The sequence below is a fragment of the Halomonas sp. QHL1 genome (assembly GCF_001882345.1).
Taxonomy (GTDB): Bacteria; Pseudomonadota; Gammaproteobacteria; order Pseudomonadales; family Halomonadaceae; genus Vreelandella.
On record NZ_MINL01000001.1, the window covers coordinates 4,058,346 to 4,080,514 of the forward strand.

At 47.4% G+C, this 22,169-nt stretch carries 17 protein-coding genes; 12 read left to right on the forward strand and 5 right to left on the reverse strand.

Annotation, left to right across the window (positions count from 1 at the left end; genetic code table 11):
- Positions 1-154: 154 nt before the first annotated feature.
- From QHL1GM_RS18610 to QHL1GM_RS18620, 3 genes are all read right to left on the reverse strand, one after another.
- Positions 155-748 (reverse strand): hypothetical protein, encoded by a 594-nt coding sequence (locus QHL1GM_RS18610; RefSeq protein WP_071695801.1) that lies wholly within the window; start codon positions 746-748, stop codon positions 155-157.
- A 271-nt stretch (positions 749-1,019) separates the two neighbouring features.
- A complete protein-coding gene (locus QHL1GM_RS18615) occupies positions 1,020-1,652 on the reverse strand; it encodes a hypothetical protein (protein WP_071695802.1) in 633 nt (210 codons plus the stop codon).
- Between the two features lie 50 nt (positions 1,653-1,702).
- Complete coding sequence (locus QHL1GM_RS18620; protein ID WP_071695803.1) at positions 1,703-2,215, reverse strand: opioid growth factor receptor-related protein; 513 nt, start codon at positions 2,213-2,215, stop codon at positions 1,703-1,705.
- A 389-nt stretch (positions 2,216-2,604) separates the two neighbouring features.
- Here QHL1GM_RS18620 and QHL1GM_RS18625 point away from each other — a divergent pair, with 389 nt between their 5' ends.
- The 12 genes from QHL1GM_RS18625 (at position 2,605) to QHL1GM_RS18680 (ending at position 19,400) form a co-directional block, all read left to right on the forward strand.
- A complete protein-coding gene (locus QHL1GM_RS18625) occupies positions 2,605-2,904 on the forward strand; it encodes an AlpA family transcriptional regulator (protein ID WP_217648554.1) in 300 nt (99 codons plus the stop codon).
- 198 nt (positions 2,905-3,102) lie between these two features.
- Positions 3,103-4,557, forward strand: a complete 1,455-nt coding sequence (locus QHL1GM_RS18630; RefSeq protein ID WP_071695805.1) for a YfjI family protein — start codon at positions 3,103-3,105, stop codon at positions 4,555-4,557.
- 231 nt (positions 4,558-4,788) lie between these two features.
- Positions 4,789-8,085 carry a helicase-related protein gene (locus QHL1GM_RS18635; RefSeq protein ID WP_071695806.1) on the forward strand — a complete coding sequence of 1,099 codons (3,297 nt, stop codon included), beginning with the start codon at positions 4,789-4,791 and terminating at the stop codon, positions 8,083-8,085.
- 42 nt (positions 8,086-8,127) lie between these two features.
- Entirely contained in the window at positions 8,128-8,799 is a 672-nt protein-coding gene (locus QHL1GM_RS18640) for a DUF4391 domain-containing protein (protein WP_071695807.1), read from the forward strand.
- 38 nt (positions 8,800-8,837) lie between these two features.
- Positions 8,838-10,784, forward strand: a complete 1,947-nt coding sequence (locus QHL1GM_RS18645; protein ID WP_071695808.1) for a site-specific DNA-methyltransferase — start codon at positions 8,838-8,840, stop codon at positions 10,782-10,784.
- Positions 10,785-10,787: 3 nt separating this feature from the next.
- A complete protein-coding gene (locus QHL1GM_RS18650) occupies positions 10,788-12,470 on the forward strand; it encodes an RNA-binding domain-containing protein (protein WP_254795332.1) in 1,683 nt (560 codons plus the stop codon).
- 106 nt (positions 12,471-12,576) lie between these two features.
- Positions 12,577-15,651, forward strand: coding sequence for a type III restriction-modification system endonuclease (locus QHL1GM_RS18655; protein ID WP_071695809.1), 3,075 nt, complete (start codon positions 12,577-12,579; stop codon positions 15,649-15,651).
- A 119-nt stretch (positions 15,652-15,770) separates the two neighbouring features.
- On the forward strand, positions 15,771-16,742 hold the full coding sequence (locus QHL1GM_RS18660; RefSeq protein ID WP_071695810.1) for a restriction endonuclease: 972 nt from the start codon (positions 15,771-15,773) through the stop codon (positions 16,740-16,742).
- 12 nt (positions 16,743-16,754) lie between these two features.
- The gene (locus QHL1GM_RS18665) at positions 16,755-17,324 is read left to right on the forward strand and encodes a hypothetical protein (RefSeq protein ID WP_071695811.1); all 570 of its coding nucleotides are present in this window, start codon (positions 16,755-16,757) and stop codon (positions 17,322-17,324) included.
- 12 nt (positions 17,325-17,336) lie between these two features.
- A complete protein-coding gene (locus QHL1GM_RS18670) occupies positions 17,337-17,960 on the forward strand; it encodes a hypothetical protein (RefSeq protein WP_071695812.1) in 624 nt (207 codons plus the stop codon).
- Between the two features lie 108 nt (positions 17,961-18,068).
- Entirely contained in the window at positions 18,069-18,758 is a 690-nt protein-coding gene (locus QHL1GM_RS18675; protein ID WP_071695813.1) for a hypothetical protein, read from the forward strand.
- A 51-nt stretch (positions 18,759-18,809) separates the two neighbouring features.
- Positions 18,810-19,400 carry a hypothetical protein gene (locus QHL1GM_RS18680; RefSeq protein ID WP_071695814.1) on the forward strand — a complete coding sequence of 197 codons (591 nt, stop codon included), beginning with the start codon at positions 18,810-18,812 and terminating at the stop codon, positions 19,398-19,400.
- Between the two features lie 339 nt (positions 19,401-19,739).
- Here the strand turns inward: QHL1GM_RS18680 and QHL1GM_RS18685 are convergent, their stop codons facing one another.
- The gene (locus tag QHL1GM_RS18685) at positions 19,740-20,774 is read right to left on the reverse strand and encodes a hypothetical protein (RefSeq protein ID WP_071695815.1); all 1,035 of its coding nucleotides are present in this window, start codon (positions 20,772-20,774) and stop codon (positions 19,740-19,742) included.
- A 384-nt stretch (positions 20,775-21,158) separates the two neighbouring features.
- Entirely contained in the window at positions 21,159-22,169 is a 1,011-nt protein-coding gene (locus QHL1GM_RS18695; protein ID WP_071695816.1) for a YafY family protein, read from the reverse strand.

The following is a 22,169-nucleotide window of genomic DNA, read 5'->3' on the forward strand; positions in this document are numbered from 1 at the left end:
AGACGTGGGCCCACACAGCCCACGGGCTGCGTTACTGATTAACCCTGCTTGATCAGCGTGAGAGCGGTGTTCGATTTATCTACGAACGGATTGTCAGTTTTCCTGGTAGCCGAGCGTATAAAATACTAAATGGTATGACCTATCATAGTCTTTGCTAGGTGTCGTCCCAGTGCTTTCTGATGGCTCCGATGTTGGAGTCACTTCTGGCCCGCCGCCTATTGCGGTAGGTAATGAGAACGCAGCCTTCGGGTAGACCAAATACTTTTTCAATAGAGCGCAAGGTGCTGAAAATCGAGGCATCTGAACGCACTCTTCTGTAACGCGTAGGGGTTTGCTTCGGTCCGCTAGGCTCTTCTTCAATCAGCTCGTCGTCATTGTCGTCATCGTCGTCGTCCAGGTCAGGCTCTGAGACATCTAGGCGCCACATGAACGGCTCATCCGTTGGCTTATCGAGAAGGGACAGACGAGCAATATTGACTATAAACCCATCCCACTCCAAATCTTCGAGAAAGAGCGACTCGATCCTTGAGACCTCGTCCTCCGTCCAGGTTACTGGGATGCGACGCCCTTTACACTTGAGCTCTACGTAGGCCTCTCGAGGTTGTTCGCCCCAGTAGTGAAGCATGAGCGTATCCGCTAGATCGAACAAGGCCGGCCCGGAAGCGGGGTACTGCCACAGCGGTTCGATTTCCTGGCCATCACGATTGAGGATGCGATAGGCATACCTCGGCAACCATTTTTTCTTCATATGCTCCCTACACAAAACTATTCTAATGAGATGAGGCACTATGGACAGACGCACCAGAAACTAGCGCAACCCCAAGTGCCGTACTCTAGCCGTTTTCAAAAACAAAATTAAGGCATGCCTCAATCTTCTTTGGTATCGAGGATAAGTTAGAGTAGCGGTATAGACGCCTGAATAGCTCAGCTGTCAGTAATCAAGGGCTTCAAATAATCGGTTCGCAAAGGATACGCTCTCGACTTCAGACTCTGGGCCAAGTCACCACGAATACCCTGACTTACTCTAGATCAGCAGACTCATCTACCTGAGGTCGAAAGCCGTTTCGGAATAATCGAACAATCGAGAAAGGAGTGAGAACGGTCGCGATCGTGCCTGGCTCGGGAAGCGATTCCGCTCGGCCATAGCCATCAAACGACCAGGGGAGCAATGCTGTATCAGTGATGAGGTAAGCGTCGTCCTCTCTTTCGATGAAGGTACCGAACGGCAGCGTATCCACTGGCGCCTCGAAGGTGACTTTGGCTCCTCCTCGTACGGCTCGTTCCGAGTGAAGTAGTTTGTCAATAGAGATAACCGTCACCTTTTCGCTGGGCACCGCCTCTGGGTTAGCGTTCAGCCATTTAGCCCTAAACTCTCGGAAGCGTTCTTTACGGCATGTGCCGCAGGGACGATGCCCTGCAGCGAAAGCAGTGGCTTCATCTAGAAAAAATAGCTGGGAGTATTTCCCAGGCTCGAAGAGAGGGCGTCGGTAGCCACCATAATCCAGCACACAGGTTACCCATGACTTCGTTGACCAATGGCGGACAATGGCTTTTTCTTGGTCATGGAGGACACCACGATTGCCCATCAGGCTGCCTCGAGCCCTGTCTGATTGAAGAGTGCCGAAGGGATCAGCGCGATTTTGTAGCGGCATGGACATTCCTTACCGGATTAGGGTGGTCGAGAGTTGTAACAATCTGTGCTTCAGGATTGATTCGCCGCCCGCCAATACCTGAGAGACTGCTCTGACACCACGCCACGTGTTTGGCCGATCTCGATCACCGCATGCTGAAACGCCGTGGCCAGTTCAGGCTGGTGGCATAGATGTAGGCTACGAATGATACGCGAAATGCGCAGGTGGTTATGCCCGCCGTGCTTGAGCCAGATATGCTCGTGCATGTTGAGTTCGGGTAAGGACTCAATATTCAATTCTTGGCGTACCAGACCGAAGAACGTCAGCATCACATCCAGCGAGTGCTTATGGTGCGTCCGTAGTGTCTCGTCAGTGGCAAAGGCAGTCTGCTCCTCCTCGCCTAGCAGCGGCGCAAAGCCGTTGAAGCGCCCCGTCTCGGGGATCGGAAACAGCCACTGAATGTAATCATGCGTGTGCTCCAACCAGAAGGGCGGCAGCGACCAGACATCCTCAAGTGTCCGGCCTTTGTGATCGAATCCCTCTCCGGCATAGAAACTGATCAAAGCAGATGATGTCGTCGTCATTATTCGCTCCTTCCATGTATCGCTTAATCAGTGCCTGTGCATCGCTCAACTGATAAGGCCGTCTTGTTAAGGCGATGACTCGCAGAAAAAAGTAGGCATCAATGCTGATTTTTTAGGGGTGGGTGAAACGACAAAATCCTAGAAATTTTGTTGAGATGGAAGCTCCCCGCGTACTGAGTGTGGCAAATCTGGGCCCGGATCTATTGCGAAAAAGCTTGGTGCTGTCCGGCGACGCTGCTACATCCTGCTACAAGTAGCGGCGTAGCGGGGGTAAGCCAGGGAAGCTGATAAAGTTTTCATGCCTATTCTAGATTTGATTAAGAAATAAATTGTCAAGGAAAAATATCTAGGGTCGAGCGGATTGAGGGAATAACCCTAGATAAAAGCGGATGCACGAAATGGCTGGGTTCTCTAACGTTGCTACCAATCCACCCCGGCGTGGACGTTTCTTTAACGAATACGGAGAACTTATCGCCATGTACACAACTGACGATTTTACCATTTTGCGCATGAAGGACTTGGTCGCCTATATCGGACTTTCGCGCTCAAAGATCTACGAGATGTTAGATCACAAATCCAAACGGCACGATCCCGCCTTTCCCAAGCAGGTACGTTTGGGAACTGCCGCCGTAGGCTGGTATCAAGGTGAGGTAATTGCCTGGCTAGAGCGTCGGCGTCAGCAAAGCTAAGTAGCCGAAAGGTGGTTTTATACATCCGTATTGTAGTCGCTCTTTAACAACGAAATTTTTCTACCACGCCCTGAGTACGGCGCATTGGCATTAATTTGTCGATGTCACCGTCCATGGCATTTCGTGTGAGCTGTAAATGCTCACAGGGGTAAAGGAGTTTCGTGGTTTCCTAAGCGGGATCAGTCAGTGAGGTAACCCATGTCTCTTTTCAATTTTTACCACATTCTGCCTTCAACCGTTTTTGATTTCCCCGTGATTGATAGTGGTGGGCCTTTACTCAGCAAGATCTACCAAGTCGCTGAAGCAACGCAAGCACCGCTTCCCATGGTAGTGCAAGGAGGGTTGGCAACTGCATCGTTTCTTCTTCAAAACCTGGTGGATGTGGAGAAGCCAAACGGGCAAGTCGTACCACCAAGCCAGTATTTCGTTACTGTGGCGGTATCAGGTGAGCGCAAAACAACGGTAGATAACCAATTTTCTCAAGATCTTAACGAGCTAGAAGCTGACTTAGACGATAACTACGAACAGGAGGTCTTAGAATACGAACTTGAATTCGAAATCTGGAAAGCAAAAAAGAGGGGGTTATTGAAAGCAGTAGTAAATGATGGCGATGAGAATGCTATCACCCAGCTTTATGAGCACGAGCAGGCACAACCTAAACACCCCGCTAGAGCAGGTATTCGAACGTTCAGTGATGTGACACCTGAGGCGGCTCTCGATATTTTTTACCGAGAATCGATCAATTCAGCAATTTTACGTTCCAGCGAAGGAGAGGAGATATTAGCCGGGCCTGCAGCCCGCAAGTTATCACTATGGAACTCGTTATGGGGTGGTGATCCAGTTCGAGTCGATCGCAAGACAAGTAGTAGCTTTGTGGTGAACCCACGCACGACGCTTTTTATTCAAGCACAACCCAGCATTATGCAACGTTTTGTTGCGAAAGGAGGTGAAAACGCACGTGGTATCGGTTTTTTTGCAAGAACGCATATTACCTATCCATTGACTACGCAAGGGTATAGACAAGTTAAGGAAATCGACAAAACTCCGAATCCTGGATATGAAAAATGGGTCAAAGAGCTTTTTGAGTTCAACGTAAAAGCAAGTAAAGCGGCTGACTTTAAACGCATTAAGATTGGCTTTTCACTACTCGCGAAGGAGCGATGGTTCATTGTAGCCAATGAGATTGAGCGTGAAATACGCGTCGGTGGGCGTTTTGAGGGAGATGGGGACCATGCTTCAAAACTCGCAGATAATATCGCACGCATGGCGGTACTGCTGCATTGTGCAGAGCACGGCTTAAATGAGGAGGTTTCATTAGATACGCTAAATGATGCTATTAGGCTCAGCTTCTGGTTTTCTAACGAGTTTATTCGCCTTTTCCAGGCACCATCGGAAGAACAGCAAGACTATTTCTCGCTACAAGGCTGGTTTAACCAAAAACGCACGGAGGGGTACCGTTATCTGAGAAAAAATCGTGTACGAAAATATGGACCAAATTCGTTACGCGATGCAGGCAGACTAAACATAACGCTTGATGCATTGCACAACAATGGGGAGATACGCATTGGTACAATGGCTAAGAAAACGATCATTGATCTATACCCGAACTATCAAGATGATCAAGCATTACTGATGTCAGTGGTCAACTCATAACCAACACAGAACCCCGAGTCCTATTAGGCTCGGGGCTTTTGCGTTTTAGTGGGAGTAAAAGGCTATTCACGTGCGGCGTAATCTAAGGCCTTAATTCAAAGGGAAAAGTGGCGGTTTGAGAAAGTGAAGAATGCTTCATTAACCGCTTGCGTTGATATACGCTGGCAAGCCACACCTTTTAATAGCACGCCTGGCACGGTTTACGGCCAAGGAGCGGTAGGAGACGAGCGCATGGAGATCATCGACAACATCAACCGGTTGTTAGGCGATGACCTGAAAGACACTCTGCAGCCCGGAGCTAAGCTCAAAATAGCGGCTTCCTGCTTCTCTATCTATGCTTTCGAAGCTCTAAAAAAAGAACTTGAGAAGGTTGAGTCTTTAGACTTCATTTTTACGTCGCCTACCTTCGTGCCTAGTGAGGCCACCGACACGCTGCGAAAAGCTCACCGTGAGTTTTTTATCCCTAAGGCCGAACGCGAGCGCAGCCTTCATGGTAGTGAATTCGAAATACAGCTCAAGAATCAGCTGAACCAGCGGGCCATTGCCCGCGAGTGTGCCAGCTGGATACGCCGCAAAGCTAACTTCCGTTCTAATCGTGGGCAGGCTGCCATGCAGCCCTTCGCTGGGGTTGAAGCGCAAGGAAACAATACGGTCTATATGCCGCTGCAGGGATTTACTGCCGTGGATCTTGGCTACCAGCCAGGCAATGCTGTCTCTAACTTCGTCACCAGATTCAGTGACCCAGCACATACAGCACAATTTATGGCCCTGTTTGAACAGCTTTGGTCAGACGATGACAAGTTGGAGGATGTGACCGCTCAGTTATGTGAACACATTGAGACCGTCTACCGAGAAAACTCCCCCGAGCGTATTTACTTCTTGATGCTCTATCATATTTTTCACGAATACTTGGAAGACATTAGCGAAGACGTATTACCAAACGACCGCACGGGGTACCAAGATAGCGCCGTATGGCAAAAGCTTTTTAACTTCCAGCGGGATGCAGCCACTGGGATCATCAACAAGCTGGAAACCTACAATGGCTGTATCCTGGCGGATAGCGTTGGGCTCGGGAAAACCTTCACTGCCTTGGCGGTCATCAAATACTACGAGCTGCGCAACCGTTCGGTGCTTGTGCTCTGTCCGAAAAAACTGGCCGACAACTGGCTGACGTATAACCGGAACCTGACTACCAATGTCCTGGCGAAGGACCGGCTCAATTACGATGTGCTTTGCCATACGGATTTGCAGCGTACGCACGGCGAATCGTTAGGTATGCCGCTGGACCGCGTCAACTGGGGTAATTACGACTTAGTAGTCATCGATGAGTCGCACAACTTTCGTAATAACGATATCTACAAAGACCGTGAAACGCGCTACCAGAAGCTAATGAATCAAGTCATGCGTGCTGGTGTGAAGACCAAAGTGCTTATGCTCTCGGCGACGCCAGTCAATAATCGCTTCAATGACCTGAAGAATCAGCTGGCCCTCGCTTACGAAGGTGAATCGGAAAACCTAACGCGGCATTTGAGCGGTTCCAAAGATATTGACGGTGTATTTCGCCGTGCACAGGCAGCGTTTAACCATTGGTCATCGCTACCACCTGAACAGCGCACGACCAGCGCCATTCTCAAAACGCTGGATTTTGATTTCTTTGAGTTATTAGATAGTGTCACCATCGCACGCTCACGGCGGCATATCGAAACTTTTTATGACACCACTGATATTGGCAGGTTTCCTACACGCCGCAAGCCGTTGTCGTTCCACTGCCCCCTGACAACTCGCACGGACGTGATCGATTTTAACGAAATTTTTCAGCATCTGTCCCAGCTGAGACTCGCTGTCTATGCGCCGATTAGTTATATCCTACCGAGCCGACTGAAAAAGTACGAAGAGATGTACGACACCAAGGTGACCAGTGGGGGCGGACGCTTCAAGCAGGCTGATCGGGAAAAAAGCTTGCAAGCTTTGATGACGACGAACCTGTTAAAGCGCTTGGAAAGCTCAGTGGCTTCTTTTCGGCTGACGTTACAATCACTCAAAAATAGTCACCAGGCGATCCTAGATAAAATCCAACTTTTCAAGCTAAACGGTAGTGACGAAAGTTTTGCCGATTTAGCTGCTGCTTACGAGGATGCTGATCCCGATGATGACAACATCCCCATGCCAGACGACAGCACGGTGGGTAAGAAAGTACAGATCAGCTTGAAGGATATGGATTTACCTTCGTGGGAGCACGATCTAAACAACGATTTGGTATGGATCGACCTACTTTTAGAGCAAATGGCAAAAGTTACTACGGATGATGATGCTAAGTTACAGCACTTAAGCAAATACATAGCGGATAAAATCACGACTCCCATCAATCCAGGGAATCGCAAAATCCTGATCTTTACCGCTTTCGCTGATACCGCTAAGTACCTCTATCAGCAATTAGCACCGACATTATTGGATAATCATGGAATCCACACGGGGTTGGTCACTGGAAGTGATGCGCCTGCGTCAACACTAGGCAGCATGCCGGACAGCCGCCGCCACTATGACTTTCAGGGGCTATTGACGCTATTCTCGCCGCAATCTAAAAGCAAAGCTCAGGTGTTCCCTGATGAGCCCCGTGAGCTTGATATTTTGATTGCTACTGACTGCATATCGGAAGGCCAGAACCTTCAGGACTGCGACATGCTGATCAATTATGACATCCACTGGAACCCGGTGCGGATCATCCAGCGCTTCGGGCGGATCGACCGTATCGGTTCGGCCAATGCCACAATCCAACTAGTCAACTACTGGCCAGATATCAGTCTTGATGAGTACATTAACCTGAAGGAGAGAGTTGAAAACCGCATGGTGATTGCCGATGTCACCGCGACAGGGGATGACAACGTGCTCAACGCTCAAGCCAACGATATTGCCTATCGGCGTGAGCAGTTACGGCGCCTACAGGACGAAGTGGTAGAGATGGAGGATTTGAAGTCCGGCGTTTCGATCACCGATCTGGGGTTGAACGAGTTTCGCATGGACTTGTTGGGTTACATAAAAGAGAACGGTGATTTAGGGCATATCCCCAACGGCTTACATAGCGTTGCTCCCGCACAGCCTGAAAAGGGGCTGTTTCCCGGCGTTATTTTCATGTTGCGCCACCTTAATAATTCGGCGAGCAAAACAGAAAGCGAGATGCAGCAGCAAAACCGCTTACATCCCTATTACCTTGTGTACATTGGCAACAAGGGCGAGATACTCAATGATTACTCAGAGGTGAAGCGGCTATTGGATCTGGCTCGTACTGCGTGTAAAGGACACACAGAGGCCGTAGAGACGGTGTATCGTCCATTCAATCAGGAGACGCAAGATGGGCGGGATATGAGTGCTTATTCGGCGTTACTTGATCAGGCCATTCGTTCCATGGTGGAAGTAAAAGAAGAACAGGAGATCGATAGCTTGTTTGGCGGTGGGACAACCACGGCTTTAGTAGATACCATACAAGGACTTAGTGATTTTGAGTTAATGGCGTTCCTGGTGATTCGGTAGACAGGCGCTCACCAAGCTCAGTCAGAACAGGGGCGTTAAGAAATGTCAGGCCTGCTATATCAATTCCCCGCGAAAACTCGCTTAGACCGAGTAGTGGCGAAACAGAAAATCCTTGCTCATATAAAGGGCAGTGCCAAACTACGCGAGCGCTTGCGTGATGAAGTAGATCAGATTACCTGGCACGCCAAGCTGGCCTCCAGCACGCTGAATTTACCCAGCACGAAGGAGGTGCCCGAGCTGCAGGTGTTTGTGGTAACCCTGAAAGGCGAAGCACTCCACGACGATGTGTTGAGTGCCATTGACCGCGCTATCCCGTTTCCCACTGTGTTTGAGTTAAAGGGCCCAAGCGGAGTATGCGTTAAAGCGGCCTACAAGCGCCCCAGTCAAGCGGATGCCAATCATTGGGTAACAGACGAACACTATCTCAGTAGCGGTTGGCATGAAGAGGGTGCGGAACGCTGCCCGTTACCACCTGCTATTCATCTGAAAGCGCTTTACCACCAGTGTCTGAGTGAGCTGATACCCACGCCCAAGCGTGATGGTGAGCGTTTGGAAGAGCAGTTAGCACGATTTAATGCAGCCACCGCCTTAGGAAAGCAGGCTGAAAAATTAGAGAAACGGTTACGCAATACGAAACAATTTAACCGCAAAGTCGAGCTGAATGCCGAGCTTCGCGGAATACGAGAACAGATTGCCGAATATATCGCCCGCTAGTGGTAAAGCGCCAAGCAGGCCAGGAGAAAGAAAGCACCATGAATAAGCTCAAAATGCATTCGCCCAACCTAACTGAGGGCAACATCGCCAAGCTGGCAGAACTCTTCCCTAGCTGCGTGACGGAAGCGCGTGATGAGCATGGCAATGTAAAGCAAGCAATAGACTTCGATCAGCTGCGCCAAGAACTATCCGACCATATCGTTGAAGGCCCGCAAGAGCGCTATCACTTGAACTGGCCCGGCAAGCGTGACGCCTTGCTGGCGGCCAATGCGCCGATTGCTAAAACGCTGCGCCCTTGCCGGGAAGACAGTGTTGATTTTGATAATACGAAGAATCTATTTGTTGAGGGCGATAATCTTGAGTCATTAAAGCTTCTCCAAGAGACATATCTTGGGAAAGTTAAAATGATCTATATTGATCCGCCGTATAATACTGGGAATGACTTTATCTATGAAGACGATTTTTCTGAGAACACAGAAGAGTTTTTGCAAAGATCAAATCAGAAAGATAAAGAAAAAAATCGATTAGTGGCGAATACAGATGCCAATGGGAGATTTCATTCGGATTGGCTTTCGATGATCTATTCGAGACTGAGGCTCGCGAGGAACTTGCTGGCAGATGATGGTGTTGTTTTTATAAATATTGATGATGGCGAGGTGAATAACCTTTGCAAAGCGTGCGATGAAGTTTTTGGAGAAGAAAACAGAATTGGATTGATAACAGTTGTCAGCAACTTTAAAGGAAGAAGCGATGACAAATTTTATGCTACAGCTCATAATTATTTACTCGTATATCAAAAGGTAAGTTTTGCGTCTCTTGGAGTATCTCTACCTGAGGAATACTTAAAAGAGTATCAAGAAGAGGCCCCCAGTGGTAAAAAATTTAGATTACAAGGGTTAAGGAAGCGTGGGGATAGTGCTCGAAAGATTGATAGGCCAAATATGCATTACCCATTCTACGCAAACCCTATCGACGATACGGTTTCACTTGTAAAAAATGATCACTACCACATAGAGATATACCCTTTCCTTTCTAGTGGCGAAGACGGCCGCTGGCGTTGGGGTAAAGAAACCTCTGCCGAAAGAATAAATGAACTATGTGCGCGTACAGTTGGTGTCGAAAAAAGATATGATGTTTTTCAAATAGATTACGCTGAAGGCATAAATGGAGAAAAGAGAATAAAACCCAAAACTATATGGAGCGGAAGCGAGTTTGCAAATGAAAGTGGTTCCTTGGAACTAAAAAAAATGTTTGAAAAGAGGCTTTTTGATACTCCAAAGCCTGTAGGTTTAATAAAATATTGCCTTGAGCATGCGACGCAAAATAATGATTTAGTTTTAGACTTTTTCGCAGGTTCCTCTACTGCCGCCCACGCAGTTATGCAACTGAATGCCGAAGATGGTGGTAACCGAAGATTTATCATGGTTCAGCTTCCTGAACCCTGCGATGAAAAATCGGAAGCTTTTAAAGCAGGCTATAAAAATATTGCTGAAATATCTAAAGAGCGTATCCGTCGCGCTGGTAAAAAAATCCTTGCAAGTGAAAAGCATGAGTCTTGGAACCAAGACGTTGGCTTTCGAGTGCTTAAGATAGATAGCTCCAATATGGAAGAGGTGTACTACCAACCCGGCGAGCTTCGCCAAGACATGCTCTCAAAAGCTACAGATAATATCCGCCAGGATCGCATTCCCGAAGACCTACTCTTCCAAGTGATACTAGACTGGGGCGTCGACCTGAGCCTTCCGATAACGCAAAAAGACATTGCTGGTAAAACCGTTTACTTCGTGGATGGTAGCGACAAGTACATGGCGTTAGCCGCCTGTTTTGATCTTGATATCGATGAGGCCTTCGTCAAACAGCTTGCTGAATATGAGCCGTTACGTGCCGTGTTCCGTGATGCTGGCTTTGCCAATGACAGCGTTAAAATCAATGTCGAACAGATATTTGCCCAGAAATCGCCCAATAGCGAAGTGAAGGTGATTTAACTCATGGCGATGGACGAACAGTTACTCAAAACACAGCTGTACGAGCTTATTGAGCGATGGGAAGGTGAGATTGTCGAGTTTAAACGCGGGGTAAAGGGGTTCTCCACGTCAGATCTGGGCAAGTATTTCTCAGCACTTGCTAATGCCGCGAATCTAAGCGACAGCGATAACGCTTGGTTGATTTTTGGTGTAGATGACAAGACGCGTGCGGTGGTTGGCTCAGAATACCGCCAAGCAGCGGGCACGCTTGAGCAATTAAAGATGCAGATCGCGGATGGCACCGAACCTAGCATTACCTTCCGCGCTATCTATGAATTGGAAACGCCAGAAGGACGTGTCGTACTTTTTGAAATACCAGCTGCCCCAATGGGAATGCCAATTGCTTGGCAAGGCCACTACTATGCACGGGCTGGGGAAAGCCTAACAAACCTGGGGCTGGATAAGCTGGATACGATTCGCCGCCAGACAGACACCACGGATTGGACTGCCCAGTTGGTGCCAAACGCAACGCTCGACCACTTGGACACCGCCGCTGTCGATAAAGCCAGGGAGTCATTCGCAAAGAAATACGCTAACCGCTTCGAGCATGATGAGGTTATGGGGTGGCCACTGGCAACCTTTCTGGATCGTGCCAAGTTAACGATAGACGGCAAAATAACTCGAGCCGCACTGTTGTTGGTGGGAAAAGAAGAAGCCGCGCCACTGCTTTCACCGCATCCCGCGCAGTTGACCTGGAAGCTGGAAGGGCCAGAGCGGGCTTACGAACATTTCTCTCCCCCGTTTCTGCTCACGACCACGCAGCTATATCAGCGCATTCGTAATATCCAACTACGGCTATTGCCACAAGATGAACTGCTGCCTATCGAAGTCTCTAAGTACGACCAAAAAATCGTGCTTGAAGCGATGCACAACTGTATTGCGCATCAGGATTACACCCGCAATGCACGCGTTGTGGTGGTTGAGCGGGCAGATCGCTTGGTGTTTGAAAACGAAGGCAGTTTTTTCGATGGTCAGCCAAGTGATTACTTAGAGGGGCACCGTGTGCCAAGGCGCTATCGAAACCCCTTTCTGACACAGGCCATGGCCGAGCTTAATATGATCGACACAATGGGCTACGGTATTCACGATATGTATGCCCGCCAGGTCAAGCGGTATTTACCCCTGCCAGATTACGACTTGAGCGAACCGGGAGCCGTCAGGCTGCAGCTGTACGGTAGCGTCGTTGACGCGGCATACAGCCGCTTGCTGATCCAGAAAACGGACCTTTCGCTGGTGGACGTGCTGGCACTTGATCGCGTGCAGAAAAAGCTACCTGTCGCCGATGATGCTGTTACACGCTTGAAACGTGCAGGCCTAATCGAGGGTCGGAAGCCTAATTTTTATGTGTCGGCTCAGGTGGCTGGAGCAACATCAAAAAAAGCGGGTTACATCAAAACCCGTGCTCAGGATGATGAATTTTACGCAAAACTGCTGACAGATTACTTGCAAAAGTTTGGCCAGGCGAATCGGGCAGACATCAATGAGCTATTGATGGATAAGTTAAGTGATGGGCTAAGTGACAAGCAAAAGTACAACAAAGTCAGTAGCCTGCTGACCAAGCTAAGGCGACGTGGTGTGATTGTTAATAGGGGTTCTGATACCGCACCGTGTTGGCATCTTGCAGAGAGCTTTCAAAGAGATGCATAGAGAGCTGCTCTGAAGGTTAGTGATTAGGTTAATAAAACCAGATACTTATGCCTCTCTGCAAAAGATAGTTGCAGAGAGCTTGCAGAGAGAAAGCGTTAGGATGGCTATGAAGCTCCAATTTAAAACCCAGGCGTATCAGACCCGAGCCGTTGACTCCGTAGTAGCCTGCTTCAAAGGCCAGCCGCCAAGCCGTGGGGTAACGTACCAGATCGACCCAGGCAGGGTGAGCAAGCTTTCTACCCCTGTGCAGCGTGACCTTTATGCGTCGCCTGAAGCTGCTGATGCAGGCTTTCGAAATGCAGATGTTGAGCTTTCAGAGATGGAGCTACTAGGCAATATAAAAGCGGTGCAGCAGCGCCAGAATTTGCCCATTTCAGATGCGTTGGCTAAAGATGATAAAACCGGCTGCTCCATCAATCTTGATGTTGAAATGGAGACAGGTACCGGCAAAACCTACGTTTACCTGAAGAGCATGTTCGAGCTGTATGAAAAGTACGGCTGGGGCAAGTTCATCATTGTCGTACCCAGTATTGCCATTCGTGAGGGGGTATATAAGTCGCTGCAAATCACGGCAGACCACTTCCAAGAAGCCTACGGCAAGAAAGCGCGGTTTTTTATCTACAACTCGAAGCAACTGCACCAAATAGAGGATTTTTCCTCCAATGCGGGCATTAACGTAATGATCATCAACGTCCAGGCGTTTAACTCCCGAAGTGAAGATAATCGACGAATTTATAATGAGCTAGATGATTTCCAGTCTCGCCGGCCTATTGACGTGATCAAGGCCAATCGGCCAATTTTGTTCCTTGATGAACCGCAGAAGATGGAAGGTGGCAAAACGCTTGGTTCGCTGAGCGAGTTTAACCCTCTGTTTATTGTGCGCTACTCAGCCACGCACAAAACGACCTACAACAAAATCCACCGGTTAGATGCGTTGGATGCTTACAACCAAAAACTGGTTAAGAAAATTTCTGTGCATGGCATCACCACCCGTGGCTTAACCGGCACGGATGCCTACCTTTACCTTGAAAATATCGAAACCTCCCGCAGCAAGCCACCCGTTGCTGTAGTGGAGTACGAAGAAAAAGGTGCGAGCGGTATTCGGCGTAAGCGTCGCAAGCTCCGGCAAGGTGACAACCTATATGAACTATCTGGCGGGCTGGCTCAGTACCAAGGCTTTGTGGTCTCTGACATTGATGCCAGGGTTGATCTGCTCAGCTTTAAAAATGGCGTAGAGCTAACGGTTGGCGATATCACCGCTGATATTTCTGAAAAAGTACTGCGGCAGATACAGATTCGTGAAGCGATTAAAGCCCATTTCAAGAAAGAGCAGCAGCTATTCTCCCAAGGCATTAAGGTATTGACGCTGTTCTTTATCGATGAAGTGGCGAAGTACCGCCAGTATGACGACAGTGGCGAGGTGGCAGGTGAATACGCCCAGATGTTTGAAGAGGAGTACAATCGCGAACTCAACGAGGTGATGACCCTAGAAGACAGTGAATACAATCGCTACCTTAAAGGGATTGCCACCGAGAAAACCCACAACGGTTACTTCTCTATCGACAAGAAGTCCAAGCGTCTAGTTGATGGGGCTTTGAAGCTTACTAAAGATCCTGAGACGGGCTCTAAATCACCGGTTTCTCAAGATGTAGACGCTTATGACCTTATTCTGAAAGACAAAGAGCGGCTGCTTTCCTTCAAGGAGCCAACGCGCTTTATTTTCTCGCATTCAGCGTTGCGAGAAGGCTGGGACAACCCCAACGTATTTGTTATCTGCACACTCAAGCATAGCGATAACACTATCTCACGCCGCCAGGAAGTCGGGCGTGGGCTGCGTTTGGCGGTTAATCAGCTGGGTGAGCGTATGGACGACCCCATGACCGTTCACGACATCAATGGGCTGACCGTGATAGCCAGCGAAAGCTACAAGGATTTCGTCACCGCGCTGCAGAAAGATATTGCCGCCAACCTTTCTGAACGGCCCCGTAAGGCCGATGAGGATTACTTCAAGGGTAAGCTGCTGGTGAACGATGCCGGTGAAGAGACTGAAGTAACGGCTGCGATGGCGAAGGACATCTATCGTTACTTGCTCAAACATGATTACACGGATAACGATGACCACATTACCGATACCTATCATCAGGCCAAAGAAAAAGGCGCGCTAGCTGAGCTGCCTGACTCACTGAAGCCCTATGAGGCACAAATTGGCCAGCTGATCGATAGCGTCTTCAGCAATGCTCAATTGCCACATATTGACGATGGTCGTCGCACCAAGCTCAACCCCCTTAACGATAATTTCTACAAGCAAGAATTTCAGGCGCTGTGGGAGAAGATAAATCGCAAAGCGGCTTATTCGGTGCGCTTTAACTCGGATGAGCTGATTCAAAAATGCGTCGGTTACCTGGACTTAAAGCTCCAGGTGAAGCGCCTCGAATACAAAATTGAGCGTGGCGAGCAAAATGTGGATGCCAGCTATGAAGACCTCAAGCGCGGCGAAGGCTTTACTGTTAAGGAACGGGATAACCAGAAATACCAAGGCTCGGTGCATTCGGCGGTGACGTATGACCTGATAGGTCGATTAGCGGATGGTACAAAGCTAACACGCCGCACTATTGCTGCGATGCTTTCTAAGGTTCAGGCGAGTACCTTCAAGCAGTATGCCATGAACCCTGAAGACTTCATGATGCAAGCCGTGCGCCTTATTAATGAGCAGAAGGCTACCATGGTGGTCGAGCACATCAGCTACGACCCGCTCAAGGAGATCCATAGCCAAGACATCTTCACCATTGAGAAGCCTGAAAACCGGCTGGATACCGCCTACAAAGCCAAACGGCACATTTACGATTACGTGGTCACTGACTCCGGAATTGAGCGTGACTTCGTGGAAGATATGGAGACGCGCAAAGAGGTAGTGGTATACGCCAAGCTGCCTAAGAGCTTCTTCATCCCGACACCTGTGGGCAATTACAACCCAGACTGGGCGATTGCCTTCCATGAAAAAGGCGTCAAACACGTTTACTTCATTGCTGAGACTAAGGGCAGCATGTCGTCTATGGAATTACGCAAGGTGGAAGAAGCCAAAATCAAATGCGCTACAGAGTTCTTCGATACTATTGCTACCGCCCAGGTGAAATACGATGTGGTGGATTCTTACGACACCTTGCTGGATTTGGTGAGGTGATGCAGTACTAAACTGGTCCAGTGATCTCATTATTCTTGGTTGTGAAAGCTGTACTTTATTAGTCTATTAAGTTTAACTAAAACCTAATTCAGTATTGTTTTTAACACAAGGTGGTCACTGTGAGTCGAGTATTATTGGTACGCAGCCCTGCAGTATTAAGTCATCAGCATCAGGTTGGCTACGGTTGGTCCCAGATGAATTTTTCTGACCATGTGAGCGCCGACGACTTAATGGGCGCTTTTCGCGAGCAAAATATAGAGGTTGGTCGAAAAGAAAACCAAATCCGCCGGTTTTTCAATATTCAGCAGGGTGACCTGCTTGTAGTGCCAGTAAACCGGGCGATTTTGCTTGCCCGAGCAACGGGACAGAAAAGCTTCAGCCTAGATGTGCATTACGGTGAAAATCGTGTAGGCGCTGAGTTCCTGCGTAACCCTGACGGAAGCTTAAAGCGTGTTCCTCGGGATGATCTCTCCAATGCACTCGAAACTCGTCTTAAAATCCGTATGGCAATTGCGCCACTGGACGAGTTCTCCGATGAGCTAGAGCGTCTTTATGCCACGCTCGAAAAGGGTGGGCATAGCAGCATAAGCAGCCAATACGAAGCACAAAACAATGATTTGGTAGCTGAGGCAAAAAAAGAACTACTCAAGCGTATTCAAAAGGGTGGCACCTACCTAGCAAGCGGTGGGGAAGGATTTGAACAGTTGGTAATGGAGTTGCTGGAGCTTGAAGGATATAGCGTTCATCGCCCGAGTAAGCGTCACTACTCAGGTATTGCAGATGCTGATATTGAAGCGTATCGACAGGACCGTTTCATCCAGACAAAGCTCTTACTTCAGGTCAAGCACCACCAGGGCACAACAGATGCCCATGGAATTAAGCAGCTAGCAGCCATTGAAGAAGAGGGCGCACAGCGCTGGCTCATCACCTCTGCTCTCATTGAAGAGCAAACAATAACCTACGCAGAAAGCCACGATGTACAAGTCATGGATGGGGCTGAGTTCGTTGATTGGCTCTTTGAGCAAGCTCATAACTTGAAGATAACGACCAGAAGCCGCCTGGGACTTTCTGATGCACCAGTGCTGGTATAGAGAAGACTCACAATGGAAACACCGGGCAAGCAAGCTGAACGGGCTAAGTTGAATGTGCTAGTTAGTGATATTGCAGCAGGTATAGAAAGCTTTAGCAGCATAGCTTACGCGCTGGCCAAAAAAGATGCGAAAACGGGTTACATGTTTGAAATGCCAGCGCCGGATGAGCGATACGATGCCATGAGAGGTGAGCAGGCCCGTGCACTTGCTGTGCAAGAAGGCCTTCCAGTCGAAATGGGTACATTAGCGGGTTTAGTATGCGTATTTGAATCCATTAATCAGCCTTATGACCTGGCGAAGCATTACCTTGGCGACAAAGTCTTTGATTTCTTGCAGCAGGCTTGCCCAGCGAATAATAGCTCTACAGCGAACGAATACACCGATTTCAGCATAAAAGTGGCTCATTACGCTAAGGCTAGTCCTCTTGCTCAAACAGCGGTGATGCTGGATTTGCTAGCAATGATTGTCATCGATAGCCCAGGGCGTGAATTCATGGAGTGGTGGGATCAGCCTGTGATGGCTATGCAGGAAGGTGATGCACGAGTTCGTGAACGTCTGATTCTTGCAATGACAAAGAAATAAGTGAGGGGCATCATGAGTAAATATAGCATTGATAAAAAAGCAGAAGAGTATTTGGGTATTTATGCCGAGTTTGAGCAAGAGCTGGCAATATTAAATAGCCTTTTTGATGACACAGTATTAACTAAAACTTTGGAAGAGATTGGTGATCTTGTAGAAGAAGCTTATGAGATAAATCAAGAGATTGGTTTTCTTCCCGAGGATGGAAAAACCTTTAGTGATATTGAAAAATTTGCATTACAAGTACGCTTTGATCCAGAAGGTTTGCAGGTCAGAGGGCTTAAAGACGTTCCTAGTAGGCAAAAAAAAGAATTTGATATGCCTGAAGAGGAGTTTCAATGTTGGATGAAGGAGGAGCGTGAAGCGTTAGAAACCGCTTTTGTTGATATGGAGGATTTAATCGATTCAATTGAGGATAGTTTCAGAGTTCCTGATGAATTAGAAGAGCTAGAGCATATTATTAATGAATCTTTAGATCCTCTGGATCCTACTTACAAAGTCCTAGATCGGTTGTCAATGAACCTAACATCGAGATGGGAAGAGCTTATTAGCTCAGCAAAAACGTTGGTTTGCTTATCCTTAGATGTTAATGAAGATGTTGATCGAGCTGCGTTACCAGCGATGTTGTATGATCCTTAAAAAATAGCTTAGTGTAAGCGAAGTGTCTTTTTATATAAAATATATATGAGAAAACTTGCGGAGCTCACTTTGCTCAAGCTCTGAGATAAACACATAAGGACTAAGGGAATGAAACAGTGGATAACTGCAGGGGCATTAACAAGCTTGGCGATTATTACTTCGCCGATCGTAGGTGCTGATGAAAGTACGCAGCTATTTAAAGATTGGCATTACGGTCAGCACATTGATCAATTCCCACGCAGCCAGGGGTATTACGATTGCACTGCGGATCTTGGCGTATTAGCGTTGTGCAATGACAACGTGACGTTTCTGCAGCACTCGTTCCAGGGTCAGCTATCGTTCGCTGACGATAACACGTTAGTAAGCACAAGTATTGTGACCGACTACAGCGATGATCTATACGCAACCATGATTGGCGCTTTGATTCGTGATTTCGGGATGATCTATGCTGAGGGGCTGAATGACAACCTTGATTTGGTATATGAACTTCACCAAGGCACTTTTGCGGATGAAGCTAGCTTTGAGCTTGCACTGAATAGCTTTGAGGGTGAGCAGCTGCGTAATGGCCACTTAGTAATTACGTTAGTGGAGCAGGATGCTCTAGAAAAGCTATTTGCTAACTCTAGCAATGCTGATGACATGATATTAAAGCTGCAGCCCGGCACACGAGCAATCGACATGTTTGTCTATGAAGATGACTACTGGGGAGCTACATTGGAAGCATCCTTCCATTTGCCCGGAAGAATGCTGAGCCGATTACAAGAAAAAGTGCGGCAGGCACCGGTTGAAGACTTTTGAAAGTACTATAAATAAATGCGGTTAGACAAAAAACTAAATGAGGGTGTTAATATGAAAAATTTAAGCTCAATTTTGTTTCTATTAGTATTAATCTTTGCTCTTTCTGGTTGTAATACAACACAGGGAATTGGGCATTTAAACCCAGAGTATTCTGACTACAAAATAACGAATGTAGCGATTTATGTAGATAACACGGGTGATTCTGCAAGAATGATCGAACAAGGTGTGGTTGAGTCCCTGAATGGAAAAGGTATTCAAGCAGTTGGCGTGCGTAATTATGCCCAATTCTCAAAAAGCCACGAGGATTTTGTCGAAAAAGTCTGGGGCCTCGGGGTTGAGGAAGTGCTCGCAATGTCTCTGTCAGACTCTACTGGCAGTACAACTGTTGGCTACCAGTCATTTGGTAGTGTGAATGTTTATGGCAATCAAGCTAATATAACCAGTATGACCACTCCAATGAATGCGCTTTCGAGAGCTATAAGGATTGATGCTAAGCTCTATAACGTTGAAGGTGATATTGTTTGGGCGGGTGAAGCAAAAAGGGAAGCATCTGGCCTTGCTTTTGTAGGTGATGGCTCAATGGCTAACAATGCAGTATCAGCTGTGATGGAGGCGTTAGAATCAAGCCAAATTATTCAATAGCTCTTAAATAGCAATTGAAGTAGCTCTGATAATGTTCGTAATGATATTGAACGCTTAGTTCCAATATTGTAGAGGTAGACACAGCGATTACACCAGGCAGGAAGAGTGACATGCATAATGGTATTGTAAACACAGTCTACTGCCTGGACATGTGGTATAGAATTTTTATTAAATTTGTTTTCCAGGTGGTTCCAGCGAAAATTCACTGCAAATGCACCGGAGGTCATTAATAAATTGTAGAAAAAGTAAATACGCTGTGCGTTAGTTAATGTGTGTTTAGCCTTCTATTTATGTGCGTGTCTTAAACGGTTTCATTGTAAAATAAAATTTACAGCTTGCTTATTTACCTTTTATAATACTGTAAATCGCTTGTCGTAAATCACCTGGTTCAACCCCAGCTTTAATTAACTCATCATGAAATTTATCTGAACCTAGATAGTCCTGTATCTTTTTATTACGTCTTTCTGCGGCAACGTCGATTAGTATTAATATGTCTGGGGCGCCGGCTTGGTTTCGCTTGATATCCTCACCAGTAACGCCTAACGTATTAAGGTTTATTTTCACATTTTCATTTCCGACTATTTTATGAGCCTGGTCTAGACTCGCTTTGGTTACCCCTTTTCGTCCTGCCCAGCGCTCTCCAAACCATGCTGTGATAATTTTTTTCTTATCGCTGTTAGTGGTTTTTGAGCTTATTATTTCTTTTATACTATCTTTTTGGAGATGATGATAAATAGCATTAATGTCAATAATTAAGCTGTTTGACCATTCATTTATCTGATAATCGCTAATGTCTTCGAAGTTGGGTTCAAGAGATGCATAAATATGGCTTTTAATTTTTTGAATTTCTGACTCAATAAAGAAACAGTTATTAAGAGTGATTTTAGTATTTTTTAATGCACCTTTTTTAAAATAAAATTCCTGGTTTTTATATGAACGTATTAAATCTAATAAGGAGCTATCTCCGTGCTGAATTTTTTTTTGATGAAATTTTTCTTCGTGTGCCATGGAGTAAGGAGTGCTAATTATTGCGCTATTGCTTTTTGGGTCAGTTCGTACGGCTTTTATAGGCTTAGAGGTGCTCCAGTTAAGTGAATGAAGTGTTTTCTCAATATCTTCTGGTGATGTAATAAAGCCATTGATCTTTTCAAGGTTAAGGGAAAGTGAATCCTTTTTTTGGCGGTCAAATATGCCACGCTGATAATCTTTAGGATATCGAATGGCTAAAAATATTTTATTCGGAGGTATGACTATCAAAGAGGAGTAGGTCTCGCTTGCAGCACTCGCTAATACATCAAGCTTAAAGCCGAGGTGTTTTATTGCCTCTTTGACGGAGATAATTTTTTCTCCGTGCTGTGTAAAATTTAAGTCCATAGGCATCTCCGTAATGACTAATGATTACTTAATGTATTGATTGGTTTTTCATCAATTTGATCTAATATACCTTAGCTATAAAAAAATAATTTTTCTTACCTTTGGTCAGTACATATCAACTCCATCCCTGCATCATCATTCCCCTTTTATTGAGTAAGTCTCCGCGCCGGTAGGCCGCTTCCACCTTGTCCTCGATGGTGTGGGCTAAAGCCATTTCTGCCACATCACGGGGTTAGCTGGTAACTTCACCTGCCCAGTCACGGAAGCTAGAGCGGAATCCGTGGGGAACATATTGCCTTTTTACCCCTTGGGGTATCGAGCGAGCTTGCCTTTGAATTGTTCCGCACAATAGTAGCCGATTTATCTGTCTCTAACTGGCTAGGCCTATTCACGGTAATGTGCCAGCACCTGCTCGGCATTGTTCTTGAGCGCTTCTCGCCAAGAGATTGGCGCAATCACCTTCACATTGGCACCCATGCCCATCAACCACCAAAGTGTTTGCTGGTCATTGGGTACTATCGCCGTGAGGTAATAAGCCTCGCTTTCTGCAAGTGGCACAATTTTCTGGGTTTTGGCTAGTGGAGTCTCTTGCAGCAGCCATGCGACCGGGTGAGCAATTTCCGCTTCCAACGTTACGTCGTCTGGTCCTTGCAAATATCCAAATGCGCCGCTTTTGATATACGTGTCAATATCAAAACCATCTTTCACTTGCCAGCTAACATCACTTACTGCCACCTGCTTAACGCGGTGCAGTGCAAACTGGCGTAGGTCGTCGAAGCCTTCCACTAGCGCGAGCAGGTAGGTCACACTGTGGCGGCTAACAATTCCTTGCGGGTGTAGCGTCAGATTCTTTTCGGTTTCTGCGGTGCGCGACAAATACGTGACATCAATACTCTTCTGCTCCAACAGTGCCTGTGCGACCGTCTGCCAGGTGGTTTCTGCCAGCACTGCCGGAATCAGCGCCTTACCGTTGGGAATCGCGCGCACTTTACGTGCCCATTGGCTCAGGCCGTTATTGCTCAAGTCATCCAGCAAGCGTCGAGCATCTGAAAAATGGGGTGACAGTTGGCCGACCACCACCGGTGGCAGTAGCCCAGACAAATACTCTTCCGCCAGTACCAAGGTCAAGGCGCTGGGCACGTCCAGCGCGGGCAGATGGCATTGAAAGTCACGGTCGAAGAACCAGCGATAGGGTTTTTGGCTATCATCGCAAATAAGCGGAAAGTGCAGTGATAGACGGTCACGCAGATCGCGCTGCAGCGACCGGGTATCAATATGAAAGCCCCGATCTTCGAGCTTTTCCTTCAGCGCTGTGGTGGAGATTCGCCCTGGTGAACGCGGAATCAGCTGGAGCATGGTGAGGTAACGGAATAACGTGTCTCGAAAATCCGACAT